Genomic DNA, 11,984 nt, shown 5'->3' on the forward strand with positions numbered 1-11,984 from the left:
CTGATCGGGACAGAAAAGAAGGAGGGTTAAAGGTTAAATATCTGCATATAGGTATATGATGTAAAAAAAGTAAACCTATTTTATTAGGAATACTACCATCTCCGAAAAACAAGGGACCTTTGAATGATAATCCTGAAACGAAATTCCGTTTAAATCTTAGCCAATTAATCGTATATTGAAGCTTTCAATAAATAAACCCGAAAGACCATGAAAAAATTAATATTGCCCATTTTGTGTTTGCTTACCACGCTTTCCATGTCCCAGACAATCACCCAAAATGATGCCAGACTAGGCCGGTTGGTAGACCAGGACGCAGAGGTCAGGCAGCTTGCCGAAGGCCTTAAATTCACTGAAGGACCGGTATGGGACAAAAATGAAAATGTCCTTTTGTTCAGTGATATTCCCGCCAATATCATTTATAAGCTTGATACAAATGGGGAATTGGTAATTTATCGCAAACCTAGCAACAATGCCAACGGACTTACCTTTGATGCGGAAGGCAATCTCCTGATTGCGGAACACAGCGGAAGGAAAATCGGCCAACTCAGTCCTGATGGTGATTACCGTGCTGTAGTGGAATCCTATAAGGGAATCCGGTTTAACAGCCCCAACGACGTGATTATAGACAGTAAGGGAATTATTTATTTTACCGATCCACCCTATGGATTGCCAAATGATGCCACAGATACATTGGGATTCAATGGGGTATATCAATACCGGAACGGCAAGGTGACCTTGATCAGCAGGGAGCTTGACCGACCCAACGGTCTTGCCCTTTCTCCGGATGAAAGGACCTTATATGTGGCCAATTCGGGATCACCAAAAAAGTACATTAAATTTCCTGTCAGTAAAAATGGCAAGGTTGGGAAAAGCGAGCTATTTTACGATGTATCGGGAATCGATAAACCCGGAAATCCGGATGGAATAAAGGTGGATACAGAAGGCCATCTGTACGCCACCGGACCGGGCGGTGTTTGGGTGTTTTCTGCCGATGGCAAACATTTGGGAACCATAGCATTTCCGGAAACGCCGGCTAATATTGCCTTTGGCGGCCCTGATATGAAGACTCTTTTTGTGACTGCCCGGACAGGGCTTTATGCGGTTGAATTGAAAGTTCCGGGTAAATAGTGGAAAATGAAAAACAGTAGAAGGAATTTTATCAAAAAATCAACATGGGGAGCGGCAGCAGGCATAACAGCCTTTTCCCTGGCTCCACGAGCCCATGCGGCAGACAAAAGCCATCAGGATGAGGCATTGGACCGGGTGCTGGCCGAACCGGTACTGAGGATAGCTGACTTAAAAGATCCGGTTTGGATAGATAGCGTGGAGTTGTTGAGGAAGGGAGATAATTTTTTGTGCCGGGTAAGGTCAAGAGATGGTGCCGAAGGCATTTCAGTAAGCAATAACATGCAGATGGTACACCTGTACCCTATTTTTGTAAACCGAATACAACCGTTTTTTATCGGAAAAGATGCCCGGGATTGGGAACAGCTCCTGGAAGAAGTGTATGTGTACCAGAGCAATTACAAGCTGCAAAACCTGGCTTTTTGGGTGCCTTTAGCCACGCTGGAATTTGCCATTCTGGATTTGCTGGGGAAGCTAAGCAATAAAAGCCTTGGCGCTTTAATCGGGGATATCCATCATCCGGAAATTGCCGTCTATCAGGCGAACAATTACCGGGGAAAATCCGCTGCAGAATCCATAGACCTGATCGAAAAGCATGTCCGGGAAACGGAGGCCAGGGCGTTGAAATTCAAAGTTGGTGGCAGAATGAGTCACAACAAGGATTATCCGCCTGGCAGGACAGAAGCGCTGATCCCTCTGGTCAGGGAGCGGTTTGGAGATGATATGGTCATATATGCCGATTCCAATGGCTCATACACCGCTGAGGAAGCCATCCGGATTGGGAAGATCATGGAGGAATACCGCTATGATTTTTACGAGGAGCCGGTTCCCTTCGATTGGTACGAAGAAACGCTGGAAGTCACCAAAGCGGTGAATATCCCGGTGGCCGGTGGGGAACAGGAACCCAGTATGCATGGCTTCCGCTGGCTAATCAAGGAGGATGCGTTGGATATTGTTCAGCCGGATATCTTTTATTTTGGGGGCATGGTGCGCTCTATGAAGGTGGCGAAGATGGCCGCCCTGAAAGGAAAACCCTGTACCCCGCATATTTCCGGTTCGGGCCTGGGTTACCTGTACATGATGCATTTTGTGGCTGCCCTTCCCAATGCGGGACCCTTTCATGAATTCAAAGGCTTTAACAAGGAAATACCTCTGGATAGCCCTACTTCAAGCCTCAATAGTGAGGGCGGAAAAGTAACTGTGCCCACAGGACCGGGGCTGGGGGTAATACTGGATCCGGAATTTGTGGCTGCGCATAGGGTGGTAAAAGAGTAATTCCGGTAAATTGTTGAAACAGACAAGGTGCTGATCCGGCAACAGAGGGAACCCCGCCTTTGCGAGATTATAGACTAGATTTTATAAAACATTTCAGATGTGGTGGTTTCCTGATCCGAAATGTTTAATTTAAACAATAAAAAGAAAATGTTAGCTAATGGTAAAGATCCTAGTTGGCTTCGTTATATATTGTCTTCTTCAAATAATAGATATCCTCATGTCAATTACTATTTTGCCTATGACCAGCTGCCAAGTATATGCCATCAGTATTGCCAATAGGTCCTTTCCGATTTTTCTTCTTCAGCAATGAAGGGCATGCCAAATTTTGGCTGGGACCAGTTGAATTAGCTAATTCTACAAATTTTAGTGGCCCTGAATTAATAAATTACGTAATTTACAGAAGAACACATAGCGTTAATTCTAAATATGTGGCATGAGTACTTTAACAGATAAAAAAATCAATAGAGCCAAAAAAGTCTGGTTTACGGAAGAAATGCTTTATGTCCTATTGGAAGATGGAAGAGAAATCGGTGCTCCAATTGAATGGTTTCCCAAACTTCGGCAAGCTTCAAAAGAACAGTTGAGTATTGACACAGTGGGTTTGGTTTTTGGGGCTTCAATGAAAGGTAAAGGGCATGGATTATTTCATATTTATTCCTTATTTAACACTTTATTTCAAAAATATTAAATTAATCATACCATAATTAATTACCTATTTAATGTGGTAAAAAATAAACGGAGTAATTTAAAAAACAAATTTTTGTTGTGTTTTATAAGTTTGTGGCTATTTTTCTTTGAGGTTTTACGCCTCCATCAAATTTAAATCTTTGTCAACCGGTATTCTTCCTACTTTTTTATCCCTTCCTGGGCAGGGGGTTACCCTAGGGCCCAATCAAATCTTACAGACCGGAAAAGGAGCTGTTCTTAAAAATAGCCTGGCTCAGAAGGTATGTGTTTTACGCGATAGCGATGGATATTCCTACTTACCGGAAAACAGGAAACATTCTTACTTGATTTTATATCCGGAATCCTTAATTTGTCCAATGAAAACTGCGAGTCAAGGGAGGTGCATAATCCATATCCAAATACATGGCCTTTCAAAACTTCGCTTTATATGAATGTTCTATCGCATTTGAGCCAAAAATGAAATGCGTGTTTAAATTTTTAACCAAATAGCGTATATGAAATCTTACGAAATAGCTATCGTACCAGGCGACGGAATCGGAAAAGAAGTTATTCGAGAATCAGTAAAAGTGTTGGATGCCATAGCTGCCCAATGTGGTTTTTCCTTCAAGTTTGCAAACTATGATTACGGTTGTGAGTATTACCTTAAAAATGGTAAAATGATGCCCGATGATGGTTTAGATCGACTAAGAGATAGTGACAGCATATTTTTGGGAGCTGTAGGCTATCCGGGAGTCCCCGACCATGTTTCGTTATGGGGATTATTGATTCCAATTAGAAGAACTTTTCAGCAATATGTAAATCTTCGCCCAGTACGACTGTTAGATGGGATTTCGTCCCCTTTGAAAAACCCCGGTAAGGTGGATTTTTATATCGTACGTGAAAATAATGAGGGAGAGTATTCATCCGCTGGGGGCAAAATCTACGAAGGCACGGAAAATGAAGTGGTCATTCAAGAAAGTATTTTCACCAAAAAGGGTGTTGATAAAGTGATGAAATTTGCTTTTGAATTGTCCAATACGAGAAGAAAGAAAATTACAAGTGCCACAAAATCAAATGGTATAATTCATACAATGCCATTTTGGGACCAACGATTTCAAGAAATTGGAAAGGCTTATCCTCAGGTTGAAAAGAACCAATTTCATATTGATATTCTTACAGCTCATTTTGTCCAGCATCCTGACTGGTTTGATGTAGTGGTTGCCAGTAATTTATTTGGCGATATTTTGTCCGATTTAGGACCAGCGGTGGTTGGAGGAATGGGTATTGCTGCAGGTGCTAATATCAACCCGGAACGCGATTATCCAAGTATGTTTGAACCCGTCCACGGCAGTGCCCCTGATATTGCGGGACTCAACATTGCTAACCCTATTGCTTGTTTCTGGACAGCCAAAATGATGCTTGATCATTTGGGTGAGTATGAAGCTGCCAACTTGCTGATGCAGGCTATCGAAACTAACATAAAAGAGGGAGAAATACTTACCAGAGATCTAGGAGGGAAAGCATCTACCCAGGAGGTGACCACAGCCATAATAGATAAAATATTGAAAAAATAATTGCCCTGTTAAAAGATCCTAAAACTAGCCATAAAACGTTCATTGCCAGTAAATACGAACTATACCATGTGTTTGTGGCGTTTGTGCACAGCGGCAGGGGATACAACAATAAGTAAATTTTTTTAATGATGATGATCAATTGACATTTTATTGTCGAATTGCCAGAACACCGGAAATCAGTTAAAATTCCTGGATTTAAGCCTGCCGCTAATATTCTCATTCTCTGCGAAAGAATTGACCGGGTATTTTTCGATTGGGGTTGCTGCTGATTATTGCTTCACCACCACCCTCACGCGGTCCAAATTAGGAATGCGGGTAATGGGGGTTTCTGTATTTCCATTCCGTTAGGAAATGGCCCTAAGGGTAAAAAAGAAGTGCCGGGTTTTTCGGAAATGATTTAGGGAATCTTTTTTTCTACGGCTTCTTTGTCAGCGATGTTCAGTGCATAAGTTGAAAGCGAACCATTATTCGACCCGGCCAAAGCCATGGTTTCATCCAGCCCTTGTTGATTGATGTTTACTGTCACTTCCCTGGCTCCCTATGCCAATAGGGCTAATACCAGGCTACGCCCTTTGCCGGCTCCACCTCCCGAACCAGCCATATTTTGTCGGCTATTTTCGTCCTTGTAGTTGAGTTATAGGTTAGAAAAGGTCAAAAACAGGATGCTTTTGGGTGGCATCACGAACTCTCCGGCCTGCACATTCTTGCCCTGAATTCCAGGGTTTTTCCGGTCTTTGTTTTTTTAAGCTGGAAAGCGGGTGGTTTCAGGCTGTACTTTTTGCAGTGGGAAAAAATGCGTTCGACTATCGAGAGGTGTATTGACCAGAAACCAAGTGCAAGGGCTGGAAATCATAATTGGAACAGGTTTTTAGAATGTTTGTTAGCAACATCGTTTCATGAATCACCTTGATTCAATATAGAAGATAGTGGCTTGGTCGTTAGTTAGGGAAAGAGTATAAACAGCCTTCCGCTACAGTCAAAATTTAGGAAGATCCTGACCAACCCAAGATCCTGGACAAAAAAATAAATTTTCGCCATTGATGGATTTACTGGTTTTCCAAGATCCACGCATTCTTTATGTGAGAAAGGAACCGTTCAGGCTTGATTTTTGCGCCGAATTAGTTAATCCGATCATCGGATTTGGAAGTTAAGAGGCGGGTAGGTGCCGTATTCTCCCATATCAGCTTCCCCAATAAATTTTTATATGAATTTTGCAAAAGATAATAGGAAATGGCTGATGACAAAATGAATTTTAATGCCACCTGGGCAATGGCAGTCGGAGGTATGGTTGGAGGCGGGATATTTTCAGTTTTGGGTGTTATTATTCAGTCTGCAGGAGAATGGGCCTGGTTGAGTTTCGTAATTGCAGGTCTTATTGCATTAGTATCCGCCCATAGTTACAACCAACTCTCTATCAAATATGGTGAAGGTGGTGGCGCGTTCACATTCTTAAGAAAAATCAATCATCAAGGATTTGCAGGTAGTCTCTCATGGATTTTAATTTTAGGCTACATCTTAACACTTTCTGTGTATGCTTTCACTTTTGGACATTATGTGGCGCACATTTTTGAATTAGGTTCATGGCTGCCCAGAGTATTGGGAGTTGCAATCATTGCCTTACTTACGTTTGTTAACTTAAGGGGAGTCAGCAATACTTCGACATTTGAAATCATCACAGTTTATGGCAAATTACTCGTTTTGTTGGGGCTCGCAGTCTATGGATTAGCAGAATGGATGCCAGAACAATTAACCAAAGGGATTAGTCCAAAACCTTGGCACGCAGCTATTATGGGAGCAGGTACGATTTTTATGGCTTATGAAGGTTTTCAGCTTTTATCCTATGATTATAATGATTTAAAAAACCCGGACAAAACACTCCCCAAAGCTACTATATGGTCAGTTCTAACAGTAATTGCCATTTACGTATTGGTAACCCTCGGAACCACAATGATTGTGGGTGCAGATACAATCATTGAAGAAAAGGAAGTCGCACTTTCCATCGCCGGAAAAATGGCTATGGGGACGATTGGACTCGTCATTGTTACTATCGCTGCGGCATTTTCAACTGGTTCAGCAATAAATGCTACGTTATTCTCAACAGCAAGATTGATGGAAAATGTAGCTGAGAAAAAAGATTTGCCACACTTATTTGTTAAGGAGAATGACGAAAACATTCCTTGCTATGCCATACTCATAATAGCAGCATTGGCCTCAGCCCTCGCTATCATTGGAAGTCTTAGTAGTTTGGTTGATGCAGCAAGTATTATTTTTTTGTTCACATTTGGAACCGTGAATTTCATTGCTTTTCAACAACAAGTCAAATATAAATGGATTTGTATCACAGGCTCAATACTTTGCGGGCTTGCAATTGTAGCGGATATTATTGAGAAAATTGAAAAAATTCCTTTTTCTTTAATAGGGCTAATAGTAATCTCTGTTTCTCTATTTGTATTCAGGCCTTATATTTTGAAGAAGATTAAGTAAGGGTTTATGGCAGGTGGCATAGGAAAAGAGAGACACTAAATCCAACAGTTAGATAACCCTGTAATCTTAAATTCTACGATCATGTCAGAAGAAAACCAGGATAATGAATGGCCAATACCTAAATTTAACTTTACCGTTTAATTCGATACTCAGGAAAATACAGTGTTATTTCAAGAAATTGCCGGCTTAGATATCGAAAATCAACGGATTGAATTTCGATCCCGGCAATTTTCAACGATCAAAATGCCTGGAATAGTACGGTACGGTATCGCTCAAAAAGGGCGTTCTTCGTAAGGATAATGATTTCTTTTCCTGGTTTTATGCCATTAAAATGAATACAATCAAGCGAGAAATGGTAGTCATTCAATTGATAGATGAGCAGGGTAGCCCAACAATGACCTGGCGTCTGCTGAATGCATGGCCGACAAAAATTTCCGATACGGATTTAAAATCCGAGTGAAATGAGGTTTCCATAGAGACTTTGGAGATGGCGCATGAAGGAATTACGCTTGAAAATGAATCGCAACCTTTACCAGCTATAGTCTAGCTACGTTTGTTATATCAATGGGAGTCAACATATAAGTGAAACGCATGAAAGAACAATGGTAGTAGCTACAATTGCTTCGATCTCTACCCATTCGTATTTTTGAAATTTTGAGGTAAAAAGATTTTCATTTATCTATTCCACCTTCCGATCCCTAAATGGCGTTTGAAATCTGTGAAAAAGATCGGTTTTCACAACCCTCCGGCTTAACTTTACGTCCAATACCTGCAAAGTTTTTTAAAAACATTTACATTATGAAAAAAGCATTAATTCCCATTGGAATCATCCTCTTGATTGGCATCTTTGTGTACAGCAAAGCCGTAGGGGTTTACAATACCTTCGTCCAAACCGAAGAAACCGTTAACGGCCAATGGGCTGAAGTGGAAACCCAATACCAGCGCCGGGCCGACCTGATCCCCAATCTGGTGAATACTGTTAAGGGTTATGCTGATTTTGAACAGGAAACCCTGACGGGAGTAATCGAAGCGCGGGCAAAGGCGACTTCCATCAACTTGCAGGCAGATGACCTTACCCCTGAAAATATCGCCCGTTTCCAGGAAGCACAAGACCAACTGAGCGGATCGCTCAGTAGACTGCTTGTGGCAGTGGAAAGATACCCTGACTTGAAAGCCAATCAGAATTTCCTGGAATTGCAAGCTCAACTCGAAGGCACGGAAAACAGGATTGCTGTAGCAAGAAGAAACTTCAACCAATCTGTTCAGGGCTACAATGCCAATCTCAGAACCTTTCCCAATAATGTTTTTGCCGGTTGGTACGGATTTGAGACCAAGGGCTATTTCGAAGCTGCAGCAGGTGCTGAAAATGCCCCAACGGTAGAATTTTAAATAAAAATCTCATGGCCGAAAAATTATTCAGTACTGCAGACCGGGCCATAATTACGGAGGCTATCCGGAATGCAGAAAAGGAAACTTCCGGAGAAATCCAGGTGCACATCGAAAGCCATTGCAAAGGAGAGGTACTCGACCGGGCGGCACAGGTTTTTGAGAAACTCAAGATGCACAAAACCAAATACCGCAATGCGGTGCTTTTCTATCTTGCAGCAGAAGACCATAAATTTGCCATCCTGGGCGATGCCGGTATCAACCAGGTAGTCCCCGAAAACTTTTGGGAAAATATCAAAGAAGAAATGCTGGTCCATTTCAAGAGCAGGGATTTCACCGAAGGGCTTAGAAAAGGCATAGAAATGTCCGGCCAGCAGCTTCAGCAACATTTTCCTTACGACCAAAAAGGGGACATCAACGAACTACCCAACGATATATCCTTTCAATAGAACACCATGATCCAAAGACAGCTTTTCACTTTATTACTTATAGGGGCATTTTCTTTATCCGGCTGGGCGCAAGGGGATTTTCCCGAAAAACCCAACCCTCCCCGGCTGGTAAATGATTTTTCGGAAACCCTTTCAGACCAGGAGGTGAGACAGCTGGAAAGTAAGCTTTTGGCCTACAATGACAGCACCTCTTCGCAGGTCAGTATCGTTATGATCAATTCCGTAGGGCCCTATGCCATCAGTGATTATGCGTTTCAATTGGGAGACAAGTGGGGGATAGGTAGAAAAGACAAGGACAATGGGGTACTAATCCTTGCTGCGATGAAAGACCGGCAGGTGTTTATTGCTACAGGATATGGCATGGAAGGAGCGATCCCGGATGCCCTGGCCAAGCGGATAGTCGAACAGCTTATTGTGCCCAACTTCCGGAAGCAAGACTACTTTACAGGCCTGGACCAGGCCACGGACATGATCTTTAAGCTGGCTTCAGGTGAGTATGATGCGGAGCAGTTAAGCTCATCGGACCGGCCAGGGGGCCTCTTGCCATTTTTATTGATTTTTGCCATCGGCTTTGTGATTTTGAGCCTGATCAAAAACCGGAAGGACAACAACAACCACATGGGGGGAAAACGTGGCGGTGTGGATTTCTTCACTACCATGATGCTTGCCAGTATGCTTGGCGGCAACCGGGGTAAGTTTGGAGACTTCTCCTCAGGAAGCGGAGGCTTTGGCGGCGGTGGAGGAGGATCCTTCGGTGGATTCGGCGGCGGTAGCTTTGGCGGTGGAGGTGCAGGCGGAAGCTGGTAACTTTTGCAACATCGCTCATATGGGTTTTTTCGCCAAGGTCTCAAAAAGTCATCTGGTAAAAGTTGATATTCCCGTTGATATATTCTGCTGAATTGGACCAGGTGCGTAACCTGTGATTTCCCCATGTACTAAGGAAAGGATTAATAGCTTGAATTCGTACAATTTTTTTTGAACTCAGGTTTCCCGATTTGAATCATCCCTAACAACAACACCGGATCCTCTCCTGCAAAATCAGATCAGCCTCCCTGACGATCAACAGCAATAAACCTAAAAAAAAACAATAAAAAATTGAGAAACTGAATAGTTGCATATATATTTGCAACCATATAGTTTCAAGATTCTTTAAACAATTTTCATGAGGAAATTAAAATTACAAGTGCAGCTAACTGTTGACGGATTTATAGAAGGGGAGAAGGGAGAAATGGATTGGATGACAATGAATTGGTCTGATGACTTAAAAAGCTATGTCGACGGATTGTTGCAACCTGTTGATACCATATTACTTGGTAGGCATTTAGCAGCGGGTTTTATTCCTCATTGGGAAGCTGTTGCTAATGATAAGGAGAATCCTGAGCGGGAGGCAGGGATTAAATTTACTGAAATACATAAAATTGTTTTCAGCAAAACATTGACAAAATCTTTATGGGAAAACACAGCCATAGAGAATGGGGATTTTGTGGAAGCGATTAAGGCACTTAAACAGCAACCCGGTAGTGAAATGATTGTATATGGCGGGGGCAAATTCGTTTCGTCTTTAATTAGAGAAAAATTAATCGATGAATTGCATTTATTCATAAATCCGGCAATCATTGGCAAAGGGATGTCAATTTTCAAGGAAGCAGAACCAAGCCAAAAGCTGAGTTTGCTCGCTTCCCGGCAATTTGCCTGTGGAATAGTTGTCCTTGTATATCAGACCGGTTAATCATGCGAAGAGATGTGTTTCAGGCGATAGCGGACCCCACCCGGCGAGCAATAATCATGCTTTTGACAGTGGGTGCATTGACACCTAATGCCATAGCAGAACATTTTGACAGCAGCAGACAGGCCGTTTCAAAACATTTAAAAATCCTTACCGAATGTGATATTGTAAAGCAGGAGCAACAAGGCAGGGAAATTCATTATCACCTCAATGCGGAAAAAATGGCAGCAGTAGAAGACTGGTTGAAGCAATTCAAGCAATTGATTGGCCAAAGATTCAAGCAGCTGGACGAGGTATTGGACCAATTAAAATTTAATAAATAATGAGCAAATCGATTTTATTCAATTTCGAGGTTGACAAATCAAATCAACAGATCCATGTAACAAGATCCTTCCATGCACCTGTCGATCTGGTCTGGTCCGCCTGGACGAAAGCCGAAATTCTTGACCGATGGTGGGCACCCAAACCTTGGGTCGCCAAAACAAAATACATGGATTTTAAGGAGGGAGGGCATTGGCTTTATGCCATGATAAGCCCTGAAAATGAGAAAAACTGGAGCAGGGTTGATTACCTCAGCATTGAGCATCAGAAATCATTTTCTGCTTTCGATGGTTTTTGTGATTCCGAGGGTAAAATTAATACCACGCTACCACGAAATAAATGGGAAAATAATTTTGAGCAATTTGGCGAACAGACCCTAGTCAATATTCGGTTGACATTTGATTCTTTGGAGGACCTTGAAAAAATAGTTGAAATGGGTTTCAAAGAAGGTTTCACGGCAGGTCTCAAAAATTTAGACCAATATATTGCTTCTCAAATCAGCTTAGACTAAAAATTATATAAAAAAACCCTAAAAAAGATGAAACAAAAAGCATACAACGTAATTTCTATCCTCTTTGGGTTGCTACTTATGAATGGGGGATTGAACAAATTTTTCAATTATATGCCAGTGCCAGAAGGCTTGCCTGAAGCCCTGGTCAAAGATAATTTGGCCCTTATGGAAATCGAATGGCTAATGCCGCTGATAGGATTTGCAGAGGTTTTGGGTGGACTTCTAATTTTCTTCCCAAAAACAAGAGCGTTGGGAGCTTTGGTGGTATTTCCGGTAATGGTGGGCATTCTGCTTACACACATTTTTGTAGCACCAGAAGGGCTTGTAATAGCACTAATCATTTGGGCAATTCTTCTTTGGATACTATTTGAAAACCGGAGCAAATACCTCAATTTATTAAAGTAAATTTCTTTATTTTTTACCGTTATTTATTGAATAATTGATTTAAAAAATGTAATTTAATCAAC

Annotated in this window: 13 protein-coding genes and 1 pseudogene; 13 read left to right on the forward strand and 1 reads right to left on the reverse strand. The window is 41.9% G+C overall.

From position 1 onward, the window contains the following. Positions 1–207 precede the first annotated feature (207 nt). The 4 genes from HUJ21_RS04865 (at position 208) to HUJ21_RS04880 (ending at position 4,640) form a co-directional block, all read left to right on the forward strand. Complete coding sequence (locus HUJ21_RS04865; protein WP_291367831.1) at positions 208–1,128, forward strand: SMP-30/gluconolactonase/LRE family protein; 921 nt, start codon at positions 208–210, stop codon at positions 1,126–1,128. A gap of 6 nt (positions 1,129–1,134) precedes the next feature. Beyond that, entirely contained in the window at positions 1,135–2,400 is a 1,266-nt protein-coding gene (locus HUJ21_RS04870) for a mandelate racemase/muconate lactonizing enzyme family protein (protein ID WP_291367832.1), read from the forward strand. A 433-nt stretch (positions 2,401–2,833) separates the two neighbouring features. After that, positions 2,834–3,088: a DUF2442 domain-containing protein gene (locus HUJ21_RS04875; protein ID WP_291367833.1), complete on the forward strand. Its 255-nt coding sequence runs from the start codon at positions 2,834–2,836 to the stop codon at positions 3,086–3,088. A gap of 493 nt (positions 3,089–3,581) precedes the next feature. After that, positions 3,582–4,640: a tartrate dehydrogenase gene (locus HUJ21_RS04880; RefSeq protein WP_291367834.1), complete on the forward strand. Its 1,059-nt coding sequence runs from the start codon at positions 3,582–3,584 to the stop codon at positions 4,638–4,640. Positions 4,641–5,037: 397 nt separating this feature from the next. Here HUJ21_RS04880 and HUJ21_RS04885 read toward each other — a convergent pair whose 3' ends face one another. Then, complete coding sequence (locus tag HUJ21_RS04885; protein WP_291367835.1) at positions 5,038–5,166, reverse strand: hypothetical protein; 129 nt, start codon at positions 5,164–5,166, stop codon at positions 5,038–5,040. Positions 5,167–5,870: 704 nt separating this feature from the next. Between HUJ21_RS04885 and HUJ21_RS04890 the strand changes: the two genes are divergently transcribed. The 9 genes and pseudogenes from HUJ21_RS04890 to HUJ21_RS04930 all read left to right on the forward strand — a co-directional run bounded on the left by HUJ21_RS04890 (position 5,871) and on the right by HUJ21_RS04930 (position 11,922). After that, complete coding sequence (locus tag HUJ21_RS04890; protein WP_291367836.1) at positions 5,871–7,124, forward strand: APC family permease; 1,254 nt, start codon at positions 5,871–5,873, stop codon at positions 7,122–7,124. Between the two features lie 316 nt (positions 7,125–7,440). After that, positions 7,441–7,584 (forward strand): annotated as a pseudogene (locus HUJ21_RS04895) (phage tail protein); the annotation flags it as partial. 338 nt (positions 7,585–7,922) lie between these two features. Further along, positions 7,923–8,513 (forward strand): LemA family protein, encoded by a 591-nt coding sequence (locus HUJ21_RS04900; protein WP_291367837.1) that lies wholly within the window; start codon positions 7,923–7,925, stop codon positions 8,511–8,513. Positions 8,514–8,524: 11 nt separating this feature from the next. Next, positions 8,525–8,959 carry a TPM domain-containing protein gene (locus tag HUJ21_RS04905; RefSeq protein WP_291367838.1) on the forward strand — a complete coding sequence of 145 codons (435 nt, stop codon included), beginning with the start codon at positions 8,525–8,527 and terminating at the stop codon, positions 8,957–8,959. Between the two features lie 6 nt (positions 8,960–8,965). After that, the gene (locus HUJ21_RS04910; RefSeq protein WP_291367839.1) at positions 8,966–9,766 is read left to right on the forward strand and encodes a YgcG family protein; all 801 of its coding nucleotides are present in this window, start codon (positions 8,966–8,968) and stop codon (positions 9,764–9,766) included. Between the two features lie 355 nt (positions 9,767–10,121). Then, a complete protein-coding gene (locus HUJ21_RS04915; RefSeq protein WP_291367840.1) occupies positions 10,122–10,688 on the forward strand; it encodes a dihydrofolate reductase family protein in 567 nt (188 codons plus the stop codon). 2 nt (positions 10,689–10,690) lie between these two features. Further along, positions 10,691–11,008 (forward strand): metalloregulator ArsR/SmtB family transcription factor, encoded by a 318-nt coding sequence (locus tag HUJ21_RS04920; RefSeq protein ID WP_291367841.1) that lies wholly within the window; start codon positions 10,691–10,693, stop codon positions 11,006–11,008. Continuing rightward, on the forward strand, positions 11,008–11,517 hold the full coding sequence (locus tag HUJ21_RS04925) for an SRPBCC domain-containing protein (RefSeq protein WP_291367842.1): 510 nt from the start codon (positions 11,008–11,010) through the stop codon (positions 11,515–11,517). The genes HUJ21_RS04920 and HUJ21_RS04925 overlap by 1 nt, the downstream gene beginning before the upstream one ends. Positions 11,518–11,544: 27 nt before the next feature. Continuing rightward, entirely contained in the window at positions 11,545–11,922 is a 378-nt protein-coding gene (locus HUJ21_RS04930; protein ID WP_291367843.1) for a DoxX family membrane protein, read from the forward strand. Positions 11,923–11,984 lie beyond the last annotated feature (62 nt).

The organism is Cyclobacterium sp. (genome assembly GCF_014762705.1).
GTDB lineage: Bacteria > Bacteroidota > Bacteroidia > Cytophagales > Cyclobacteriaceae > Cyclobacterium.

Excerpts from the sequence above, each read along its gene's own strand:
- HUJ21_RS04865 (WP_291367831.1), top strand. The coding sequence starts at position 208 with ATGAAAAAATTAATATTGCCCATTTTGTGTTTGCTTACCACGCTTTCC.
- HUJ21_RS04870 (WP_291367832.1), top strand. The coding sequence starts at position 1,135 with ATGAAAAACAGTAGAAGGAATTTTATCAAAAAATCAACATGGGGAGCG.
- HUJ21_RS04875 (WP_291367833.1), top strand. The coding sequence starts at position 2,834 with ATGAGTACTTTAACAGATAAAAAAATCAATAGAGCCAAAAAAGTCTGG.
- HUJ21_RS04880 (WP_291367834.1), top strand. The coding sequence starts at position 3,582 with ATGAAATCTTACGAAATAGCTATCGTACCAGGCGACGGAATCGGAAAA.
- HUJ21_RS04890 (WP_291367836.1), top strand. The coding sequence starts at position 5,871 with ATGGCTGATGACAAAATGAATTTTAATGCCACCTGGGCAATGGCAGTC.
- HUJ21_RS04900 (WP_291367837.1), top strand. The coding sequence starts at position 7,923 with ATGAAAAAAGCATTAATTCCCATTGGAATCATCCTCTTGATTGGCATC.
- HUJ21_RS04905 (WP_291367838.1), top strand. The coding sequence starts at position 8,525 with ATGGCCGAAAAATTATTCAGTACTGCAGACCGGGCCATAATTACGGAG.
- HUJ21_RS04910 (WP_291367839.1), top strand. The coding sequence starts at position 8,966 with ATGATCCAAAGACAGCTTTTCACTTTATTACTTATAGGGGCATTTTCT.
- HUJ21_RS04915 (WP_291367840.1), top strand. The coding sequence starts at position 10,122 with ATGAGGAAATTAAAATTACAAGTGCAGCTAACTGTTGACGGATTTATA.
- HUJ21_RS04920 (WP_291367841.1), top strand. The coding sequence starts at position 10,691 with ATGCGAAGAGATGTGTTTCAGGCGATAGCGGACCCCACCCGGCGAGCA.
- HUJ21_RS04925 (WP_291367842.1), top strand. The coding sequence starts at position 11,008 with ATGAGCAAATCGATTTTATTCAATTTCGAGGTTGACAAATCAAATCAA.
- HUJ21_RS04930 (WP_291367843.1), top strand. The coding sequence starts at position 11,545 with ATGAAACAAAAAGCATACAACGTAATTTCTATCCTCTTTGGGTTGCTA.